We start from the raw sequence: 20,412 nt of genomic DNA, 5'->3' as shown, positions 1-20,412 counted from the left end.
GGTGTCTGCCGGGCGGCTTCCGGAAGGGGAAGGGTAGGGCCTGTACGGGCGTCCGCGCGCGGGTGGCGCGGCAACGGCCCGGAGGGACTGCCCGTCCCCCCGGACCGGGCAGTCCCTCCCGCCGCGTTCGACCGTGCGCGCCGTTACGGCTTCTGGAAGCCGGCGTCCTGAAGGATCTTCTGCGCCTCGGGCGAGCTCAGCCAGGCCACGAAGGCGGCGCCGGCTTCGCCGTTCTCGGACTGCTTGATCGTGGCGGCGGGGTAGGAGGCGACCGCGTTCTGGTCGTCCGGGATGTCCACGGTGACGACCTTGTCACCCGACTTGGCGGAGTCCGTCTTGTAGACGAGACCGGCATCGGCCTCGCCCAGCTCGACCTTGCTCAGCACGGCGCGGACGTTGGCCTCCTGAGAGACCGGCTTCACCTCGATCTTCTGCGCGTCCAGGATCTGCTTGCTGTACCGGCCGACCGGTACCTCGGGCGCGGCGAGTACGACCTTGAGCTTGCTGTCCGCGAGGTCCCTCAGCTCGTCGATCTTGAACGGGTTGCCCTTGCCGGCGGCGATGACCAGGCGGTTCTTCGCGATGACCGTCGCGTCGTTCGTCTCGGCCTTGAGGCCGTCCATCGTCTTGGTGTCGGCGGTCACCAGCGCGTCGGCCGGGGCGCCCTGCTTGACCTGCGCGGCGAGCTCCTGCGACCCGGCGAAGGAGAAGGTCACCTTCGTACCGGGGTGCGCCTTCTCGTACGCGGCGCCCGCCGTCTTGAAGACGTCGGTGAGCGAGGACGCGGCGAGGACGGTGAGGTTCGCCGCCTTGGTCTCGGCGGAGGCAGGCGCGGAGGACGAGGCGCTCGGCGAGGCCGTCGCGTCGCTCTTCTCATCGGCGCCACAGGCGGCGAGGGCCGGCCCCAGGAGGGCGGCCGTCAGGGCGGCGGCAGCGGCGCGGCGGCGGGTCAGGGTCGGGGACATGAGCGGGTGCTCCTCGGTCGGGTCGGCGGTCGGCTCGGGTGCCGGGGCCGCGCGGTGGTGACCCGCGCCGGGGACGGGCGGAGCGGGTGGGGCGTTTCGGTGGTGTGGGCGGGGGCCGCGACCGCGGTCAGGCGCGGTCCACGTGCACGCTGGTGGACTTCACGCGGGCAGTGGCCTGCATGCCGACCTCCAGGCCGAGCTCTTCGACGGCCTCACGGGTGAGCAGCGACACCAGGCGGTGTGGGCCGGCCTGGATCTCCACCTGGGCGGCCACGTCGCCGAGCGTGACGGCCGTGACGATGCCCGGGAAGGCGTTGCGCGCCGAGGTGTACGGCTCCTCCTCGTCGCTGTGGGTGCCTTGGCCCACCTCGACGGAGAAGGCGGCCAGGGCGCGGCCGTCGATCAGCCGGCGCCCGGCCTCGTCACGATGGGTCGCGACCCGGCCGGCGTCGGCCCAGCGGCGCGCCGTGTCCGGGCTGACGCCCAGCAGACGCGCGGCCTGTCCGATCGTGTAGGACTGCATGTGCGACAAGGTAGGGGCACAGTCGGCGCATTTGCAATTCCCTCGGCAGGTTGTACGTGGCAGTTGCCAGGGTGTTGTGGTATCCGCCGAAAGTCGTTCCGCGCCCGGCCGCCCGTCTCGGTAGGGTCGGTACATGGCTGATGAGGTAACGGGAACGGTCCGGGTGGACGCGTGGATCTGGTCGGTGCGCCTGACCAAGACCCGCTCGATCGCGGCGACGGCCTGCCGCGCGGGTCATGTGAAGGTCAACGGCGAACGCGCCAAGCCCGCCCAGGCCGTGCGCGAGGGCGACGAGATCCGGCTCTTCCACGCGGGCCGCGAGCGGATCGTGGTGGTGCGCAGGCCGGTGGCCAAGCGGGTCGGCGCGCCGGTGGCCGCGGAGTGCTACATCGACAAGAGCCCGCCGCCGCCCACCCCCGTCGAGGCGGCCGTGGTCGGCATCCGCGACCGCGGCGCCGGCCGGCCGACGAAGCGCGAACGCCGCGAGATCGAGATCCTGCGCGGCCGGTAGAGCGGTGGCGCCAGGGCCGGCCGGGCCGGCCCGGTCAGCTCTTGCGGTAGGCGTAGGCCTCGCCGGCCGCGGCCTCGACCGCGTCCATCGGGGCGCCGGCGGAGACGGCAACCACCGCCGCCACCGCCCCCTCCAGGAACGGGGCGTCGACCAACCGGCAGCCGTCCGGCAACTCGCCGTCCACCAACAGCGACTTGACCGTGAGCACAGAACTGCCCAGGTCCGCCAGGATCGCCACGCCCGCGCCCTGATCCACCTCCCGCGCGCCGGCCACGATCAGCTCCGCGCTGGTGCCGAGCCCGCCGTGCCCGGTGCCGCCCGCGACGGCGATGCGCACGGCCGGCGCGCCCCCGGCCAGACCCCGGGCGAGGCCGGCCACCGAGTGCGCGACCTCGGCGCTGTGCGAGACCAGTACGATGCCGACACCGGCCCGCGGCGCGCTCACGCCCCGTCCTCCGCGACCTCGGCCAGGGCGTTCAGCAGCAGCGCCGACGAGGTCGCGCCCGGGTCCTGGTGCCCGATGCTGCGCTCGCCCAGGTAGCTGGCCCGGCCCTTGCGCGCCTGGAGCGGCACGGTGGCCCGCGCTCCCTCCTCCGCCGCGTCGGCGGCCGCGCGGTAGGAGGTGCCCAGCGCGGCCACCCCCGGCACCAGCGCGTCCAGCATCGTCTTGTCGCCCGGCGCCGCGCCGCCGAGCTGCGCCACCGCGCCCACACCGGCGTACAGCGCTTCGCGCAGCGCGTCGTCGGAGACCTCGGGGGCGTCGCCGAGTTCCTTGCCCGTCCGGCGCAGCAGCGTCCCGTACAGCGGTCCGGACGCCCCGCCCACCGTGGAGATCAGGGTCCGTCCGGCCAGCTGGAGCACCTCGCCCGGGGAGGCCACGGCCGGTTCGCCGGAGGCGAGGGACGCCCGCACGGCCATGAAGCCGCGCAACAGGTTGCTGCCGTGGTCGGCGTCTCCGATGGGGGAGTCGAGTTCGGTCAGCCGGTCCGCCTCGCGTTCGACGGCCGCCGTGGCGGTGTCCATCCAGCGCCGGAAGAAGTCTGTGTCACGCACCGGATCTCCTCGCCTCACGTCCGCCCGACCGGTCCCGTACCGCCACCATACGATCCGCGGGCGCGCCGGCGGGGCTTTGACGGCGGCCCGGAGCGGTCGCCTGACGGCCGCTCACCGCCCCCACCGCAGAGCGGCGGTCTGGACCGGGGCGTCCCACAGGCGCAGCAGTTCCTCGTCGGCCCGGCACAGGGACACCGAACAGCCCGCCATGTCCAGGGAGGTGACGTAGTTTCCGACGAGCGTCCGGGCGACCGGCACCCCCCGCTCGGACAGCACCCGGGCGACTTCCGCGTGGAACCCGTACAGCTCCAGCAGCGGGGTCCCGCCCATCCCGTTGACCAGCGCGATCACCGGCCCGTCGGCGGGACCCACCTGCGCCAGGTCGTCGAGTACGGCGCCCACCGCCACGTCGGCGATCTCCCGCGCCGTCATCATCGCGCGCCGCTCACGGCCGGGCTCGCCGTGGATCCCGATGCCCAGTTCGAGCTCGCCGACGGGCAGGTCGAAGGTGGGACTGCCCTTCGCGGGCGTGGTCACGGCGCTCAACGCGACGCCGAAGCTCCGCGAGGACTCGTTGACCCGGCGGGCGAGCGCCGCGACCTGCTCCAGCGGCGCGCCCTCCTCGGCGGCCGCCCCGGCGATCTTCTCCACGAACAGGGTCGCGCCGGTGCCGCGCCGTCCGGCGGTGTAGAGGCTGTCGGTGACGGCGACGTCGTCGTTGACCAGTACCTGTTCGATCCGTACGCCGTCCTCGCCCGCGAGGTCGGCGGCCATCTCGAAGTTCAGCACGTCCCCGGTGTAGTTCTTGACGACGAACAGCACGCCCTGCCCGGAGTCGACCGCGGCGGCGGCCCGCACCATCTGGTCGGGCACCGGCGATGTGAAGACCTCTCCGGGGCAGGCGGCCGACAGCATGCCCGGGCCCACGAACCCGGCGTGCAACGGCTCGTGCCCCGAGCCGCCCCCGGACACCAGCCCGACGCGTCCGCCGGTCTTGGCGTCCCGCCGTACGACGACCCTCCGCTCGACGTCGACGTCCAGGTCGGGGTGCGCGGCGGCCAGCCCGCGCAGCGCGTCGGCGACGACGGTCTCGGCACTGTTGATCAGCATCTTCACGAGGTTCTCCCGGTGCGGCTGGAGTGGTGCGTGTGTCTGCCCATGCTGACGGTAGGCGGCCCGGTCCGGGGGACGACACCCCACTGGGCGGCGCCGACCGGGTGGGGCGAGCCGGGCTCCGGGGCGGGGACAGCCACTTCCAGCGTCCCACTTCGGCGGGCGGGACGCCCTGCGGGCGGGGTCCGGTTCGGGCCGTGGATGTTCTTCGGGCGACGGGCAATCCGGCGGCCCGGCGGCGCCGAAGACCCGGCGTGAGGATCCACCGAGCCACCGTCGTCCGCTCCGCCCGCGCCACGTTGAGCGGCCTGTTGTCCGGCTACGCCGCCCTGGCCGTCGCCGAACTGGCCTCCGCCGCGGTACGGCCCGAGGCCGGCCCGGTGACCGCGGTCGGCGGGGCGGCCGTCGACCGTACGCCGCCCGCGCTCAAGGACTGGGCGATCCGGCACTTCGGCAGCGACGACAAACTCGTCCTGCGGCTCGGGATCCTCGCCGTCCTCGCGCTGACGGCCGTCGCGCTCGGCCTCCTCGCCCTGCGCCACCGTCGCTCCGGTTCCCTCGGGGTCCTCCTGTTCGGTGTCGTCGGCGGGACGGCCGCCGTCACCCGCCCCGACTCCGGCGGCCCCGCCGACGCCCTGCCGTCCCTGGTGGGCGCCCTCGCCGGGGCGGCGCTGCTGTCCGCGCTCAGTGGCCGGCCCGCCGGCGCCCCGGGCGCGGGGACCGGCGCCGGTCCCGGTCGCCGGAGGTTCCTGCTGACGGCCGGCGGTGCGGCCGTCGCCGCCACGGCCGCGGGAGCCCTCGGCCGCCTGCTGAACTCCTCGCGGGGCCAGGACGCCGCCGCCTCCCGGGCCGCCGTACGCCTGCCCGCGCCCGCCTCTCCAGCCCCGGCCGTCGCCCGCGGCGCGTCCCCGCGCATCCCGGGCATCAGCCCGTTCACCACGCCGACGGCGGACTTCTACCGCGTCGACACCGCCCTGGTGGTACCCGCGGTCACCACCGACGGCTGGCGGCTGCGCGTCCACGGCAAGGGCGTCACGCGGCCTCGCACCTACGGCTACGCCGACCTGCTCGGCCGCCGGCTCATCGAGCGCGACATCACCTTGACCTGCGTGTCCAACGAGGTCGGCGGCCCGTACGTCGGCACCGCCCGCTGGCTCGGCGTACCCCTGGCCGACCTGCTGCGCGAGGCGGGCGTACGGCCCCCGTCCCAGGGCGGTCCGGCCGACCAGCTCGTGGCGCGCTCGGTGGACGGCATGACCCTCGGCACCCCCGTGGAGGCCGTCATGGACGGCCGTGACGCCATGCTCGCCGTCGGCATGAACGGCGAACCCCTGCCCCTCGCGCACGGGTTCCCAATCCGCATGCTCGTGCCGGGCCTGTACGGATACGTCTCGGGCTGCAAGTGGATCGAGGACATCGAACTGACCACCTTCGCCGCCTACGACCCGTACTGGGTCCGCCGGAAGTGGGCCCGCGAGGCACCCGTGAAGACGCAGGCGCGGATCGACACCCCCAAGCCGTTCGCCCGACCCGCGCCCGGCGCCGTCACGGTCGCCGGGGTCGCCTGGGCGCAGCACCGCGGAGTCGACCGGGTCGAGGTACGCGTCGACGACGGCCCGTGGGAGGCGGCCGACCTCGCGGCCGAGGCCACCGCCGACACCTGGCGGCAGTGGTCCTACCGCTGGCAGGCCGCCCCCGGCGGACACACCCTCACCGTCCGCGCCACCGACCGGTCCGGGACCACCCAGACCGAGGAACGCACCCCCACCATCCCCGACGGGGCGAGCGGCCGGCACTCGGTCGTCGTCAGCGTCGGTTGACCACGTCCCACTCCGCGTACGGACCCGCGCACCACATACCGTCACGACCAAGGAGAACCATCCACATGAACAGTCTTCGTCTGCGCCGTACGGCCCTCGCCCTCGCCGCCTCGGCCGTCCTGCCCTTCGCCCTCGCCGCCTGCTCCTCGGACTCCGGCCAGGAGTCGGGCGCGGCCGGTGCCGCCTCCGGGCCGGCCGATCCCGCCGCCGGCGCCGCCTCGCCCGCCACGTCGACGGACGCTCCGTTCGGTCCGGCCTGCGCCGGGGTACCCCGACAGGGCGCCGGCAGCTTCGACGGGATGGCCAAGGACCCGGTTGCCACCGCCGCCTCGAACAATCCGGCGCTGTCCACGCTCGTCACGGCCGTCAAGAAGGCCGGGCTGGTGGACACGCTCAACAACGCCAAGGGCATCACGGTGTTCGCGCCGACCAATGACGCCTTCGCGAAGATCCCGAAGGCCGACCTGGACAAGGTCCTCGCCGACAAGGCCACCCTGACGAAGATCCTCACGTACCACGTGGTCGGCCAGGAGCTGACGCCGGCGCAGCTGGAGTCCGGTTCCTTCGAAACCCTGGAGAAGGGAACGCTCACCACGGCGGGCTCCGGCGAGTCCTACAAGGTCAACGGCACGTCCGACGTGGTCTGCGGCAACGTCTCGACGGCGAATGCCAAGGTCTACATCGTCGACACCGTCCTGATGCCCAAGTAGCGGCCCGGGCGGCGGCGGACACGGGGGGCGGGGCCCCGGGCCGGCGGCGCCTCAGGCGCCCTGTTCCCTCAGCCGGCGGCCGACCTCACCGAGGCCGGCCGCCAGCGCGTCGAGCTGTTCGGGGGTCAGGACGTCGACGAGGATCTCGCGGACGGTCGCCACGTGCCCCGGCGCCGCCTCCTCCAGCCGGGCGAGGCCGGCCTCGGTGAGGACGGCGAAGACGCCGCGCACATCGGAGGGGCAGCTTCGCCGGCGGACCAGTCCCGCCTTCTCCATCTGGGTTATCTGGTAGGTCAGCCCGCTCTTGGAGTTGATCAGACCGTTGGCCAGTTCGGTCATCCGCAGTTCCCGATCGGGCGCCGCGGCGAGGCGGACGAGTATCTCGTACTGGGGGTGCGAAAGCCCGGCGTCCTCTTTGAGCTGCTGGTCGAGGCGGCGGTTCACCAGGGCGGATGCGGCGAGGAAGCCGTTCCAGGCGCGCATCTCGCGGTCGTCCAGCCATTTCGTTGCAGCCATGACACCAGCCTACACGTGTTGTTCCAATTTGAATCAATGCCTTAGGGTCGTGATCCTCGGTTCGAATTTGAACTACCTGCCGAACCGCCGCCCGACCGGAAGGACCACCCCATGACCAGCGCCTCCGCCGCCACGACGCAGGCCCCGGCCGCCGCACCGGCCGCCTCCACCCCCGCCCCCACCGCCCACGCGACCCCGACCACCGTTCACGACACCGGCCTGCTGCTCCTGCGCCTGGTCCTCGGCCTCACCATGGCCGCCCACGGCACCCAGAAGCTGTTCGGCTGGTTCGACGGCGGCGGCATCAGCGGCACCGGCCGCTTCTTCACCGCGAGCGGCTACCCGGCCGGCGACGCCATGGCCGCCCTCGCCGGACTCACCGAGACCCTCGGCGGCCTCGGCCTCGCCGCCGGGCTGCTCACCCCGCTCGCCGGCGCCGCCGTCGTCGGCACCATGATCAACGCCATCGCCGTACACGGCGCCGGATCGTTCTTCGCCCCCAAGAGCATCGAATACGAACTGCTGCTGACCGTCGGCGCCGCGACCCTCGCCCTCACCGGCCCCGGCCGGTACGCAGCCGACCGCCTGCTGCCCGTCCCGGTGGTGCGGACGCCCCGCCCGGCCCACGGCCTGCTCGCCGTCGCCCTCGGCGTGGTCATCGGGGCCGCCCTGCTCCTCGTGCGGACCTGATTGGCCCCCGCCCTTCGGGGGAAGAGCGCACAAATGACACAACCCATCGAAGACTACGCACTCATCGGCGATCTGATGACCAGTGCGCTGGTCGGCCGAGACGGGTCCATCGACTGGCTGTGCCTGCCCCGCTTCGACTCGGCCGCCTGCTTCGCCCGCCTCCTGGGCGACGAGGAGAACGGCCACTGGCGCATCGCCCCGGCGGGCGCCGCCGACGGCGAAGGGTGCACGCGCCGCGCCTACGTCGACGACTCGCTCATCCTGGAGTCCGTCTGGGAAACCGAGGACGGCACGATCAAGGTCACCGACTTCATGCCGCAACGCGACGTCATGCCCGACGTCATGCGGATCGTCGAAGGGTTGTCCGGCGCGGTCACCGTACGCAGCACCCTGCGCCTGCGGTTCGACTACGGCAACATCGTGCCCTGGGTCCGGCGGCGCGACGGCGACCGCGTCGCCATCGCCGGACCCGACTCCGCGTGGTTCCGCAGCGAGCCGCCCGTCCGCACCTGGGGCGAGGACAACAGCACCCGCTCCGAGTTCACCGTCACCGCCGGCGAGAAGGTCGCCTTCGTCCTGACCTGGCACCCCTCCCATCAGCCCCGACCCGACCCCCTCGACCCCGACGAGGCTCTCGAACAGAGCCTCGCAGACTGGCGCGACTGGGCCGCCCGATGCACCTACGTGGGCCCCTACCGCGAAGCCGTCGTCCGCTCCCTGATCACTCTCAAAGCCCTGACCTACGCCCCCACCGGAGGCATCGTCGCGGCCGCCACGACCTCCCTGCCCGAGGAGCTCGGAGGCGTACGCAACTGGGACTACCGCTACTGCTGGCTCCGCGACGCCACCCTCACCCTGGGCTCCCTGCTCGCCACCGGCTACCACGAGGAGGCCCGCGACTGGCGGGCCTGGCTGCTGCGCGCCGTGGCCGGTGACCCCGCCGACCTCCAGATCATGTACGGGATCGCCGGCGAACGCAGGATTCCCGAGACCGACCTGCCCTGGCTGCGCGGCTATGCCGACTCCGCCCCGGTGCGCATCGGCAACGCGGCCGTGGAGCAGCTCCAGCTCGACGTGTACGGGGAGGTGATGGACGCCTTCTACCTGGCGCGGGCCGGCGGGCTCCCCACCGAACGACACGCCTGGAAGATCCAGCTCTCGCTCCTCGACTTCCTGGAACGCAACTGGCGACGGCCCGACGAAGGGCTCTGGGAGGTCCGCGGCCCGCGCCGTCACTTCACCCACTCCAAGGTGATGGCCTGGGTCGCCGCCGACCGCGCCGTCAGGACGCTGGAGCACGACCCCTCGATGCCGGGTGACGTGGAACGCTTCCGGGCCATAAGGGACGAGGTCCACGCCGACGTCTGCACGAACGCCTACGACCCCGAGCGCAACACCTTCACCCAGTACTACGGCTCGCGCGAACTGGACGCCGCGACCCTGCTGATCCCCAGGGTCGGCTTCCTGCCCCCCGACGACCCGCGCGTGATCGGCACCGTCGACGCGGTGCGCGAGGAACTCGGCGCGAGCGGTTTCGTACGCCGCTACAGCACCGAGGGCCCCTCCGTCGACGGACTGCCCGGCGACGAGGGCGTCTTCCTGGCCTGCTCCTTCTGGCTCGCCGACGCCCTGCACCTGACGGACCGCAGCAAGGAGGCCCGCGAGCTGTTCGAGCGGCTGCTGGACGTCTGCAACGACGTGGGCCTGCTCGCCGAGGAGTACGACCCCGTCGCCGGACGCCAGCTCGGCAACTTCCCGCAGGCGTTCAGCCACATCGGGCTGGTCAGCACCGCGCTCCTGCTCGGCTGGGGCCCGCCCCGGGACTGACACGACAGCGCCGGTGCCGGGTTAACCCGGCACCGGCGCTGTCGATGGCCGCTCCGCCCCGGCCCGGGCCCCGCGCTCCGCGGACCCTACGCGGTGGCGACCAGGGCCTCCGCCTCGGCGTCGTCCTCGCCCTCGGCGTCCTCCGGGATGCTGACCAGCCAGCGGCTGTCCTGGCGCGGCCGCAGGTACAGGCCCCAGTACAGGGTGGCCACGGCGGTGATCCCGCCCGTCCACAGCAGGTAGCGGGTCTCCTGCTGCGTGAGGATGTACGCGAACACGGCGATCAGCAGCACCGGCACGACCGGCCACAGCGGCATCCGCCAGGCGGCCTTCTCGCGGTGCGCGCCACGGCGGCAGAACAGCGCGGCCACCGCGACCAGCAGGTACATGCCGGTCACCGAGACGCCGGTGACCCCGTACAGCGTGTCCAGGTTGACGAAGCACATCGCGGCGCCCGGCAGGCCCACCAGCAGGGTCGCCACCCACGGCGAGCCGAAGCGGCCGAGCTTGGCCAGCGCGTTGTTGACCGGCTCCGGCCACGCCTTGTCGCGGGCGGAGGCGAACAGCACCCGGGAGTTCTGGATGACCATGACGATGCCCGCGTTGATGATGGCGAGGGCGACACACAGGCTCACGAAGGTGCCGACGGCCGAGTTCGACCAGGCGGTGACCATCGCGCCGAGGTCCCCGGCGCTCAGCGCGTCGAGGTCGGGGGCGCCCACGGTGATGGCGATGACCGGGACAAGGATCACGGCGGTGGAGATCGCGAGGGTGGCGAGCACGGTCCGCGGGACGTTGCGCCGCGGCTTCTCCAGCTCCTCCGACAGGTAGACGGCCGTCGAGAAGCCCTGGGTGACGAACAGCGCGATCGCGAGGCCGGAGACCACCATCATCGCCGTCACGGTCGACGTGCCGCCGCCCTCGGCGGCCACCGAGCCGTGCACCAGCGCGTCGACTCCCCGCTCACTGTGGGCGAAGCCGAGTACGGCGACCAGTGCGGCCGCCACGACCTCCAGCACCAGGAAGATGCCGGTGATCCAGGCGTTGGCCCGCAGGTCGAGCAGACCGGCGAGGGTCGCGAGCAGCATCACCGCGCCGCCGGCGACCGGGGCGGGTATGTGGACGACCGGGGCCAGGTAGTCGGCCGTGCCCATGGCGATCACGGGCGGCACGATCATCACGACCAGCAGCGAGAGCACGAAAACCAGCCAGCCCGCGAGCTTGCCCGCCATGGTCGACACCATCGCGTACTCACCACCGGCGCTGGGGATGAGCGTTCCCAGCTCCGAGTAGCAGAACGCCACGCCGATACAGAGCAGTGAGCCGATGGCGATCGTGAGGGCGGTCCAGGTCCCGAGGCCGGCGAACAGATCGGGAACGACCACGAAAAGCGTCGAGGCGGGGGTCACGCACGAGAGCGTGAGCAGCGTTCCGCCGACCACGCCGATGGAACGCTTGAGCTTTTGGGGGACGGGCGCGGTCGCTGGGGCGAGGGCCTGAGGGGCGCTGATCGTGTCAGTCATCGGTGCGGGGTTCCGATCGGCAGAAGCGGGGGAGTGAGCGCGGGAGCGGTATCGCCTCCGGGGCGGTGGTGAGCAAGGTGTTTCGGTGGCTCCCGAGCCGTCATGCAATCTCCGCGAGATCCGCAGGTCAAGAGCTGTTCATGTGCGGATTCCCTTGTCCGCGGACCGCCGGTAACCCGTTTCCGGCGTCAAGAGCGCGTAAACACTGCCCGCGCGGGGGTACGCAAACCGCAGGTAGATCAGCGTGAATTTTCCTCCGCTTTGCCGAGCGGGCGCCCTACCGTGACCGGCGCGGGCCTCAGTCGGTCGGTCCGATGCGCCACGCCAGCAGCAGGGCGATGTCGTCCGGCCGGTCTCCGGTGGCGCCGGCCCCGCCCGCCAACCGGTCGGCCGTCTCGGTCAGCGGGACGGGGCGGGCGGCGGCCAGTGTGGCCCGCAGCCGTTCCACGCCGGCGTCGATGTCGGTGCCCGGCCGCTCCACCAGCCCGTCCGTGTAGAGGGCGAGCAGCGCGCCCGGCTCCAGCACGAACTCCGTCACCGGGTACGAGGCGTCCGCGGTGACGCCGAGCACCACCCCGCCGCGCAGGTTCAGCACCTCCGTCCGGCCGCCGGGATGGCGCAGCAGTGGCTGGGGGTGGCCGGCGCGGACGGCCCGGGCCCGTCCTGTCGTCCGGTCGAGTTCGACGTAGCAGCAACTGGCGAACTGGCCGGGGTCCAGATCGATCAACAGCCGGTTGGTGCCGCTCACCACCTGTTCCGGGGTGTTGCCGCCCAGCGCGAAGGCGCGTACCGCGCTGCGTAGCTGCCCCATCGTGGCCGCGGCCGCCACCCCGTGGCCCTGGACGTCGCCGATGACCAGGGCCAGCGTGTCGGGTCCCGTCTCGGTGACGTCGTACCAGTCACCGCCCACGTCCATGCCGACCGTCCCGGGCAGGTACCGGCCCACCGTGACCACGTGGTCGCGCACGGGCAGCCGGTGCGGCAGCAGCGCCGACTGGAGGCCGCGGGCCAGCGCCGCCTCGCTGTCGTAGCGCCGGGCCCGTTCCAGGGCCTGCGCGATGAGCCCGGCGAGCGCGGTGAGGACCGTACGTTCCTCCGCGCTGAAGCCGCGCGGCGTGTCGAAGCCGAGGATGCACGAGCCCACCGGGCGGCCCGAGGCGATCAGCGGCAGGAAAGCGCGGGCCCCGACGTGGGTGTCCAGGGGGATACCCGGGTAGGCCGCGGCCAGGTGCTGCATCGACTCGAAGAACAGCGGACGGCCCGACGTGAGGGTCTCCACGCCGGGCAACCGCGCGTCCAGGCCCACTCCGTCGAAGCGGTCCAGGAAACCCCGGGGGAACCCCGTCTCCCACGCCAGGTGCAGGTGGCGTTCGTCGAGCAGGTAGATCGCCAGTTGACGACCGCCGAAGGCCGGCAGCAGCTCGTCGGTGACCACCGCCGACACCTGGCGGGCGGTCACCGCCTCGGTCAGCGCGATCGCCAGGGCCACGGGCCGGTACAGGGCGGTGGGCCGTTCACCGTCCGAGCCGGCCCCCTCCGGACGGGAGGTGTACGGGTCCGATCCGGCGGGGCCCATCGTCACGGTCACCCCGTCCGGCCCCGGGTGCAGGCCGACCGACAGCCACGTCCCGGACGGAGGGTGGCCCTGCCGCGCCACGAAGTACACCGGATCGGGGGCCATGAACACCGCCCGGAAGTGGTCCTCGTACGCCGGATGACCGAGCCAGGGCAGCGCCACCCACAACACCTCCCCGAGCAGTGGCCGCCCCTCGGCGGCGAACAGGGCCACGGCGGCGGCGTTCGCGTAACGGATCCGGCCCTGCCGGTCCATCGACAGCACGGCCTGCGCCAGGCGGTCCACGGCCGTCTCCGCACCGACCCGGGGGACGGTCGGCGCCGGGCAGAACGGGTCGCCGTCCCACACCACCGGCTCGCCGCCCGCGGTGAGCGCCGCCAACTCGGCCGCCAGCCGCGCCGCGATGTTCCGCATCCGTTCCCGATCCGCGGGGCCGAGCGCGACGCCCGGGGTCGCCGGGCGCAGCACCATCAGGACCCCGAACCGCTCCTCCCCGGCGGTGACGGGCTCGTACAGCGACCCGAACGTGAAGGGCAGCCCGGCCGCCAGCTGGGGGAAGCACCGCATCGCGGACTCGGCGTCGGGCAGGTGCACCGCCTGCCCCGAGCGGTAAGCCTCCGCGACGGGGTAGGGCCGGTTCACGTGAATCCGCCACCAGGGCCGGAACAGTCGGCCCGGGAGCCCGTCCAGCGCGGCCAGTCGCAGCAGCCCGTCCGTACGCGAACGCAGGTAGACCCCGCCCGCATAACCGCCGACGGCTTCCACGGCGGACATGGCGGCCCGTGCGAGCACCCGGACCAAGGCGTCGGTGGCCGGGCTGCCGGAATCGGGTCTCGCCGTCACACAGCCAGGATGCGCCCGGTGCGACGGACCCGCACCGCCGCGCCGGCCCGTACGCCGCACCGACTGACCCGAACGCCTCCCCCGTGCGGGGGACGGTCCGCGGCCGGCGGCTGTCCGCCGGGCCCGTGCCGGGGAGGCTCTCCGGCATGCGACAGCAGTACGACACGTCGAAGCCCCCGCCCGCCTTCTCGGAGGCCGACGCCCTCACCCTGCGGACCGCGCTGGACGCGCTCGGCGGGGTCCGCGGGCTCGACGCCCTCGACCTGCCCTGCGGGCACGGCGACACCGCCAGACTGCTCGCGAGCGGCGGCGCCCGGCGGACCGTGGGCGTGGACGACTGCCCCGACCGCATCCGCCGGGCGCGCGAGACCCACCCCGACGCGCGGATCGAGTACGTCGTCGCCGACGCCGCCGGAATGCCCCAGCTGGGCCCCTTCGACCTGGCGACCGCCGTCTACCTCTTCAACCGGGCCCCCGACCGGGAGGGGCTGCACGCCCTGTTCCGATCCGTACGGGCCAACCTGCGGCTCGGGGGCCGGCTGCTGGCGATCGTGCCGAACCCGGGGGCGTTCCCCTGCCCGGACTGGGCCCCGTACGGCGTACGCGTCCTGGACCGCGAACCGCACGACGAGGCCCCGCTCGTCCGGGCCCAGTTCGTCAACCGACCGGACGCGCACTTCGAGTTCCGCGCCTGGACCCACGCCGATTTCTGTGAAGCGGCGGTCGAGGCGGGCTTCGCCACGGCCGGCTGGCAGCCCGTACGCACCCCGCCGCCCGACGCGGAACGTGACGAGGCGTTCTGGGCGGCCTACCGGGCCCGGCCTGTCAGCTCCCTGATGACCTGCCTGGCCTGAGCGTGCGGCCGGTCACGCGGCGCCGCCCGTGCGGGCCGCCGTACCGCCCGGGCGTACGGCCGGCGACGCGGCGCCGCCCGTGCCGCCCGCACGTCACAGCGGGGACACCCCGACGCCCGTCACAGCTCCGCGGCGGCCCTGACCAGGTCCACGATCCGGTCACGGGCCACCCGCCCCTCCGGAACGGGCAGCAACGGGTAGCCGTGCGGCAGCCCCGCCGCCTCGTGGAACTCCACCTCCACACCGCCCTCCCGGGCCCGCCGCACCAGCTCCCGGCTGTCGGTGGTCAGCACGTCCCGGGTCCCCGTGAACACCGTCAACGGCGCCAGTCCCTCGAAGGACCCGTGCAGCGGGCTCACCCGAGGGTCGTCGGCGGCCAGGGTGCCCGCGTAGAGCCGCCCGGCCTCGGCCAGCCCGGGCAGCGCCAGCAACGGGTCCGTCCGCTCGATGCGCGGCTGCGCGGGATGGCTCATCGTCACGTCCAGCCACGGCGAGATCAACACGATCCGGGACGGCTGCGCCCCGGTGCGGTCCCGCAACCGCTGCGCGGCGGCCAACGCCAGACCGGCCCCGGCGGAGTCCCCGATCAGGACCGTCCCGCCCGCGCCACCGCTCTCGATGAGGCCGCTCAGCAGGTCGGCGGCGACCGGGACGGTCCGGTCGGCGGTCCCGCGCGGCGCCAGGATGTAGGCCGGTACGACGACGCGGGCCCGGGCCCGCTCGACCAGGGTGCGGATCATCGCCCAGTGCGGCCGGACCAACTCGTTGATGTACGCGCCGCCGTGCACGTAGAGCACCTGCGCCACCGCCTCTGCCCCGCGCGGCGAGATGTCGTACACCGGCCACGCCCCGACGAAGGCCCGCGAGACCTCCGCGACCCGGCCCAGCGAGCGGGGCGGCAGATGCGACGCCGGCCGCCGGGCGGTCTGCGCCACCCTGGCGCGCACCGCCTCGGCGCTCGCGAACCGTCTTCGCCGCCCCGTCGCGATCAGCGCGACCGACAGCGCCCTGCTGCGCAGACTCGGCACGCCCCCCACCTCCCCGTTCCCCTGCTTCCGGCCCGGTCCCGGCCGGCCCTGCCCCGTCACGTGAGGAGCATAGGCGTGAAGCTGCGCTGTCGACCCGCTTAAGAAAGTCTCGATGGACTGATCACCGGGCCGCTCGGCAGATTGGTCCCGTCACCCTCGACGCCGCGCGGGCCCGCACGCCCGCGACGGCACCCCTCGCATGCCTGGAGCCACCGCATGAAGGCACTCGTCAAGCACAAGGCCGAACCCGGGCTGTGGCTCATGGACGTCCCCGAGCCCGAGTACGGCCCCGGCGACGTGCTGATCAAGGTGCTGCGGACCGGTATCTGCGGGACCGACCTGCACATCCGGGCCTGGGACGGCTGGGCGCAGGGCGCCGTCAAGACGCCGCTGGTGTTGGGCCACGAGTTCGTCGGCGAGGTCGCGGCCCTCGGCGCCGACGTCCGGGACATCGAGGTCGGCGCGCTGGTCAGCGGCGAGGGCCACCTGGTGTGCGGCAAGTGCCGCAACTGCCTCGCCGGGCGCCGGCACCTGTGCCGCAGCACCGTCGGCCTCGGCGTCGGGCGGGACGGCGCGTTCGCCGAATACGTGGTGCTGCCCGCGCAGAACGTGTGGGTGCACCGGACCGCCGTGGACCTGGACGTGGCGGCCATCTTCGACCCGTTCGGCAACGCCGTGCACACCGCGCTGTCGTTCCCGCTGGTCGGCGAGGACGTGCTGATCACCGGCGCCGGCCCGATCGGCATCATGGCGGCCGCCGTGGCCCGGCACGCCGGCGCGCGCAGCGTCGTCATCACCGACGTCAGCCCCGAGCGCCTCGACATCGCCCGCAAGGCCGGTGCCACGCTCGCGCTGGACGTGCGGGAGGCGACGATCGCCGACGCGCAGGCGCAGCTCGGACTGCGCGAGGGCTTCGACGTCGGCCTGGAGATGTCGGGCCGCCCCGAGGCCATGCGCGACATGATCGACAACATGACGCACGGCGGCCGGATCGCGATGCTGGGCCTGCCCGCGCAGGAGTTCCCCGTCGACTGGGCCAAGGTCGTCACCTCGATGATCACCATCAAGGGCATCTACGGCCGCGAGATGTTCGAGACCTGGTACGCGATGACGGTGCTGCTGGAGGGCGGGCTGGACCTCAGCCCCGTCATCACCGGCCGCTACTCCCACACCGACTTCCAGGCCGCCTTCGACGAGGCGGCGACCGCGCGCAGCGGCAAGATCATCCTGGACTGGACGGCCTGACCGCCGCCCGGGGCACGAGGGACGGCCCCACCGCCGTCCCGACCTCCCCGGCCCTGCCCGGCCCCCCGTGCCATCCCCCTCCGGCCGGGTCCCGCACCCACCCCCCCTGCGGGGCCCGGCCCCCCTCCCTCCGTCGACCAGGAGAAAGAGAGCACCGCCCCATGTTCGAGACCGTCCGCGCCGACCTGCGCACCACCCTCGACGAGATCCGGTCCGCCGGCCTGCACAAGCCCGAGCGCGTCATCGGCACACCGCAGAGCGCGTCTGTCGCCGTCACCTCCGGCGGCTCCGCCGGAGAGGTCCTGAACTTCTGCGCCAACAACTACCTCGGGCTCGCCGACCACCCCGAGGTGGTCGCCGCCGCCAAGGACGCGCTGGACCGCTGGGGCTACGGCATGGCCTCCGTGCGCTTCATCTGTGGCACCCAGGAGGTGCACAAGGAACTGGAGGCCCGGCTCTCGGCGTTCCTCGGACAGGAGGACACGATCCTCTACTCCTCCTGCTTCGACGCCAACGGCGGCGTCTTCGAGACCCTGCTCGGCGCCGAGGACGCGGTGATCTCCGACGCCCTCAACCACGCCTCCATCATCGACGGCATCCGCCTGTCCAAGGCCCGCCGCTACCGCTACGCGAACCGCGATCTCGGGGAGCTGGAGAGCCGGCTCAAGGACACCCAGGACGCCCGCCGCCGCCTGATCGTCACCGACGGCGTGTTCTCGATGGACGGCTACGTCGCCCCCCTCGCCGAGATCTGCGACCTCGCCGAGCGCTACGACGCCATGGTCATGGTGGACGACTCGCACGCCGTCGGCTTCGTCGGCCCCGGCGGGCGCGGCACCCCGGAACTGCACGGGGTCATGGACCGCGTCGACATCATCACCGGCACGCTCGGCAAGGCCCTCGGCGGCGCTTCCGGCGGCTACGTCGCCGCCCGCGCCGAGATCGTCGAGCTGCTGCGCCAGCGCTCGCGCCCGTACCTCTTCTCCAACTCCCTCGCCCCGGTCATCGCGGCCGCCTCCCTCAAGGTCCTGGACCTGCTGGAGTCCGCGGGCGACCTGCGCGAACAGCTCGCCGCCAACACCGAGCTGTTCCGTACGAAGATGGGCGCGGCCGGGTTCGAGATCCTGCCCGGGGACCACGCCATCGCCCCCGTGATGATCGGCGACGCGGCGGAGGCGGCGCGCATGGCGGAACTCCTGCTGGAGCGCGGCGTGTACGTGATCGGCTTCTCCTACCCGGTGGTGCCGATGGGCGCGGCCCGCATCCGCGTCCAGCTGTCGGCCGCCCATTCCACGGCGGACGTCGAGCGCGCGGTGGCCGCCTTCGTCGACGCCCGCGCGGCCCTCGCGACCGCCGGGGCCTGAGACCGGCGGTGCCGACCGGCGTGGCCTGAGACCGGCGGTGCCCGGAGTTCCGGGGCCTGCCGCCGGCGGGGCCCGGGCCGCCCGTGGCCTTGGCCGCACGGGCCCGGTGCGGCACTGCGGAGTCGGCCGGCGGGCGGGCCCGCCCGGCGCCCGGATCAGCTCGCCCGGGACCGCCCGGGGCCGAGCCGCCCCGAACTGCCCGGGACGGTCCGGGACTGCCCGGCGCGGTCCGCGCCGGCCGGCCGTGAGCCTCCCGGGCCGGGGCCGCCTGGCGCGGTTCGTACCCGGGAGCCTCCCTGGCGGGGGCCCGGCGCCCGGGACCCTTTGCCCCCGGAGCACCCGCGCCCGCCCGTGCCTGAGCCGCCCGTCCCGCAACGCCGGGGCCTTGGCCGCATGGGCCCGGGTCCGCCCGGCGCGGTCCGTACCCGGGAGGCGCCCCGCGCCCGAGCCGCAGCACCCCCGGGCCTCCCGGGGTTCCGGAGGCTCGCGGCCTGCGACAATGGCGGGGTGATCGACCCCCGCCGGCTGCGCGTCCTGCGGGCCGTAGCGGACCACCGTACGGTGACCGCCGCGGCCGCGGCCCTCTACCTGACCCCCTCCGCCGTCTCCCAGCAGCTCGCGGCGCTGGAGCAGGAGACCGGGCACGCCCTGCTGACCCGCAGCGGCCGGGGCGTGCGCCTCACCGCCGCCGGGGAGATCCTGCTCGGCCACGCCCACGAGGTGCTGGCCCAACTGGAGCGGGCGGAAGCCGAACTCGCCGCCTACGCGGGCGGCTCGGCGGGCGAGGTCACGGTGGCCGCCTTCGCCACCGGCATCGCCGAGGTCCTGGCCCCGGCCATCGTCCGGCTGGCCGTGGACCACCCGGGCATCCGGTTGCGGGTCCGCGACGCGGAGGGCGACCAGAGTCTGCCGCTGCTGCTGGACGGCGAAGCGGATCTGGCCCTGGCCGTGGAGTACCGCGGCGCACCCGGCGCGGACGACGGCCGACTGTCGGTCCTCCCGCTGTACGCCGAACCCTTCGACGCGGTCCTGCCGGTGGGGCACCCCCTGGCCGGGCTCCCCTCGTTGTCGCTCGCGGAACTGGCCGACTCGGACTGGGTGGGCCAGTACCCCGGCAACCCCTGCCACGACGTGACGCTGCTGGCCTGCGAACTGGCCGGTTTCCAGCCCCGCTTCGCGCATTCCTCCGACGACTTCCGCGCCGTGACCGCCCTGGTGGGCGCGGGCGCCGGCGTCGCCCTGGTCCCGCGCTCCGCGCTGCGCGGCATGGACCTGAAGGAGGTCCAGGTCCGCCCCGTCTCCGGCCCGGCCGCCACCCGACGCGTCTTCGCGGCGACCCGCCGGGGCTCGGAGACCCACCCGCTGATCGCACCGGTCCTGGCCGCCTTGGCCCGCGAGGCGGAACACGTCCCGGCGCACTGAGTGCCCGCAGCGGAGCCCCGGCGCCGCCTCAGACTCTGCGCACCTCGACCCCCGCCTTCGTGAAGGCGTCCGCGACCGCCTCCGGCAGGCCGGTGTCCGTCACCAGGACGTCCACGGCGTCGGTCGCGCAGATGCGGGCGAACGCGCGCACCCCCAACTTGCTGGAGTCGGCCGCGATCACCACCCGGCGGGCGCGTTCGCACAGCAGGCGGTTCATCGCGGCCTCGTCCTCGTGCCGGGTGGCCGCGCCGTCCGCCGGGTCGAAGGCGTCGACACCCACGACGGCGGTGTCCATGCTGAGCTGCCCCAACACCTGCTGCGCCAGCGGGCCGGTCAGTTCGTACGACTGCGGCCGGGCCACCCCGCCCGTCAGGACGATCTTGAACTGTGGCCGGATCACCAACTCGCCCGCGATGTTGAGTGCGTTGGTGACCACGGTCAGGGCGGGCGAGCCGGGTGAGCCGGTGGCGAGGTCCGGACGGGCGGCGAGGGCCCGGGCGACTTCGGTGGTCGTCGTCCCGCCCGTCAGGCCGATCACCTCGCCGGGGGCGATCAGGGCGGCCACCGCCTCACTGATCCTGGCCTTTTCGGCGGCCCGGCGGGAGGTGCGGTAGCGCAGCGGCAGCTCGTAGGAGACCCCGTGCGGTACGGCACCGCCGCGCGTACGGACCAGCATCTGCTGCTCGGCCAACTGGTCGAGATCGCGCCGGATGGTCGCGGCGGACACGCCGAGCAGCTCGGCGGCCGGTTCCACCTCCAGCCCGCCCCGCTCGACCAGCAGGTCCAGCAGTCTCTGCCAGCGTTCCTTGCGGGTCATGACCCCACTCCC

19 protein-coding genes are annotated in these 20,412 nt (G+C 73.8%); 9 read left to right on the top strand and 10 right to left on the bottom strand.

Translation table 11 applies throughout. The features are described from left to right. Positions 1-143: 143 nt before the first annotated feature. Both modA and ABZ934_RS12875 read right to left on the bottom strand, forming a co-directional pair. On the bottom strand, positions 144-965 hold the full coding sequence (gene modA, locus ABZ934_RS12880; protein ID WP_361312093.1) for a molybdate ABC transporter substrate-binding protein: 822 nt from the start codon (positions 963-965) through the stop codon (positions 144-146). 127 nt (positions 966-1,092) lie between these two features. Continuing rightward, a complete protein-coding gene (locus ABZ934_RS12875; RefSeq protein WP_361312091.1) occupies positions 1,093-1,488 on the bottom strand; it encodes a helix-turn-helix transcriptional regulator in 396 nt (131 codons plus the stop codon). Between the two features lie 133 nt (positions 1,489-1,621). Here ABZ934_RS12875 and ABZ934_RS12870 point away from each other — a divergent pair, with 133 nt between their 5' ends. Next, on the top strand, positions 1,622-1,999 hold the full coding sequence (locus ABZ934_RS12870) for an RNA-binding S4 domain-containing protein (protein ID WP_361312089.1): 378 nt from the start codon (positions 1,622-1,624) through the stop codon (positions 1,997-1,999). A gap of 34 nt (positions 2,000-2,033) precedes the next feature. On the opposite strand, the gene ABZ934_RS12865 is transcribed toward ABZ934_RS12870, so the two are convergent. The 3 genes from ABZ934_RS12865 to dhaK all read right to left on the bottom strand — a co-directional run bounded on the left by ABZ934_RS12865 (position 2,034) and on the right by dhaK (position 4,162). Continuing rightward, positions 2,034-2,444 carry a PTS fructose transporter subunit IIA gene (locus ABZ934_RS12865; RefSeq protein WP_361312087.1) on the bottom strand — a complete coding sequence of 137 codons (411 nt, stop codon included), beginning with the start codon at positions 2,442-2,444 and terminating at the stop codon, positions 2,034-2,036. Continuing rightward, entirely contained in the window at positions 2,441-3,052 is a 612-nt protein-coding gene (dhaL, locus tag ABZ934_RS12860) for a dihydroxyacetone kinase subunit DhaL (protein ID WP_361312085.1), read from the bottom strand. The genes ABZ934_RS12865 and dhaL overlap by 4 nt, the downstream gene beginning before the upstream one ends. A gap of 111 nt (positions 3,053-3,163) precedes the next feature. Further along, complete coding sequence (gene dhaK / locus ABZ934_RS12855; protein ID WP_361312198.1) at positions 3,164-4,162, bottom strand: dihydroxyacetone kinase subunit DhaK; 999 nt, start codon at positions 4,160-4,162, stop codon at positions 3,164-3,166. 257 nt (positions 4,163-4,419) lie between these two features. On the opposite strand from dhaK, the gene ABZ934_RS12850 reads away from it, so the two are divergent. Both ABZ934_RS12850 and ABZ934_RS12845 read left to right on the top strand, forming a co-directional pair. Beyond that, positions 4,420-5,985: a molybdopterin-dependent oxidoreductase gene (locus ABZ934_RS12850; RefSeq protein WP_361312083.1), complete on the top strand. Its 1,566-nt coding sequence runs from the start codon at positions 4,420-4,422 to the stop codon at positions 5,983-5,985. Positions 5,986-6,050: 65 nt separating this feature from the next. Then, entirely contained in the window at positions 6,051-6,695 is a 645-nt protein-coding gene (locus ABZ934_RS12845; protein ID WP_361312082.1) for a fasciclin domain-containing protein, read from the top strand. 51 nt (positions 6,696-6,746) lie between these two features. Here the strand turns inward: ABZ934_RS12845 and ABZ934_RS12840 are convergent, their stop codons facing one another. After that, positions 6,747-7,211, bottom strand: a complete 465-nt coding sequence (locus tag ABZ934_RS12840) for a MarR family transcriptional regulator (protein ID WP_361312080.1) — start codon at positions 7,209-7,211, stop codon at positions 6,747-6,749. 111 nt (positions 7,212-7,322) lie between these two features. Here ABZ934_RS12840 and ABZ934_RS12835 point away from each other — a divergent pair, with 111 nt between their 5' ends. Both ABZ934_RS12835 and ABZ934_RS12830 read left to right on the top strand, forming a co-directional pair. Beyond that, positions 7,323-7,901 (top strand): DoxX family protein, encoded by a 579-nt coding sequence (locus ABZ934_RS12835; protein WP_361312079.1) that lies wholly within the window; start codon positions 7,323-7,325, stop codon positions 7,899-7,901. Positions 7,902-7,934: 33 nt separating this feature from the next. Further along, positions 7,935-9,728, top strand: a complete 1,794-nt coding sequence (locus ABZ934_RS12830; RefSeq protein WP_361312078.1) for a glycoside hydrolase family 15 protein — start codon at positions 7,935-7,937, stop codon at positions 9,726-9,728. Positions 9,729-9,814: 86 nt separating this feature from the next. On the opposite strand, the gene ABZ934_RS12825 is transcribed toward ABZ934_RS12830, so the two are convergent. Together ABZ934_RS12825 and ABZ934_RS12820 are read right to left on the bottom strand one after the other, a co-directional pair. Further along, positions 9,815-11,251 (bottom strand): APC family permease, encoded by a 1,437-nt coding sequence (locus ABZ934_RS12825; protein ID WP_361312076.1) that lies wholly within the window; start codon positions 11,249-11,251, stop codon positions 9,815-9,817. A gap of 298 nt (positions 11,252-11,549) precedes the next feature. Beyond that, positions 11,550-13,601, bottom strand: coding sequence for a GAF domain-containing SpoIIE family protein phosphatase (locus ABZ934_RS12820; RefSeq protein ID WP_361312197.1), 2,052 nt, complete (start codon positions 13,599-13,601; stop codon positions 11,550-11,552). A 215-nt stretch (positions 13,602-13,816) separates the two neighbouring features. Here ABZ934_RS12820 and ABZ934_RS12815 point away from each other — a divergent pair, with 215 nt between their 5' ends. Next, positions 13,817-14,524 (top strand): class I SAM-dependent methyltransferase, encoded by a 708-nt coding sequence (locus tag ABZ934_RS12815; RefSeq protein WP_361312075.1) that lies wholly within the window; start codon positions 13,817-13,819, stop codon positions 14,522-14,524. A 119-nt stretch (positions 14,525-14,643) separates the two neighbouring features. Here ABZ934_RS12815 and ABZ934_RS12810 read toward each other — a convergent pair whose 3' ends face one another. After that, positions 14,644-15,552 carry an alpha/beta hydrolase gene (locus ABZ934_RS12810; protein WP_361312073.1) on the bottom strand — a complete coding sequence of 303 codons (909 nt, stop codon included), beginning with the start codon at positions 15,550-15,552 and terminating at the stop codon, positions 14,644-14,646. A 216-nt stretch (positions 15,553-15,768) separates the two neighbouring features. Here ABZ934_RS12810 and tdh point away from each other — a divergent pair, with 216 nt between their 5' ends. From tdh to ABZ934_RS12795, 3 genes are all read left to right on the top strand, one after another. Then, complete coding sequence (tdh, locus tag ABZ934_RS12805; RefSeq protein ID WP_361312071.1) at positions 15,769-16,797, top strand: L-threonine 3-dehydrogenase; 1,029 nt, start codon at positions 15,769-15,771, stop codon at positions 16,795-16,797. A 161-nt stretch (positions 16,798-16,958) separates the two neighbouring features. Beyond that, positions 16,959-18,161 carry a glycine C-acetyltransferase gene (locus tag ABZ934_RS12800; RefSeq protein WP_361312070.1) on the top strand — a complete coding sequence of 401 codons (1,203 nt, stop codon included), beginning with the start codon at positions 16,959-16,961 and terminating at the stop codon, positions 18,159-18,161. A 507-nt stretch (positions 18,162-18,668) separates the two neighbouring features. Beyond that, positions 18,669-19,583 carry a LysR substrate-binding domain-containing protein gene (locus ABZ934_RS12795; protein ID WP_361312068.1) on the top strand — a complete coding sequence of 305 codons (915 nt, stop codon included), beginning with the start codon at positions 18,669-18,671 and terminating at the stop codon, positions 19,581-19,583. 28 nt (positions 19,584-19,611) lie between these two features. On the opposite strand, the gene ABZ934_RS12790 is transcribed toward ABZ934_RS12795, so the two are convergent. Next, the gene (locus tag ABZ934_RS12790) at positions 19,612-20,400 is read right to left on the bottom strand and encodes a DeoR/GlpR family DNA-binding transcription regulator (RefSeq protein WP_361312067.1); all 789 of its coding nucleotides are present in this window, start codon (positions 20,398-20,400) and stop codon (positions 19,612-19,614) included. Positions 20,401-20,412 lie beyond the last annotated feature (12 nt).

It is taken from the genome of Streptomyces sp. NPDC046557 (genome assembly GCF_040645975.1).
In the GTDB taxonomy this organism is placed as follows: domain Bacteria; phylum Actinomycetota; class Actinomycetes; order Streptomycetales; family Streptomycetaceae; genus Streptomyces.
The sequence above is the reverse complement of the archived record's forward strand: the minus strand, read 5'-3'. Positions and strand labels throughout refer to the sequence as shown.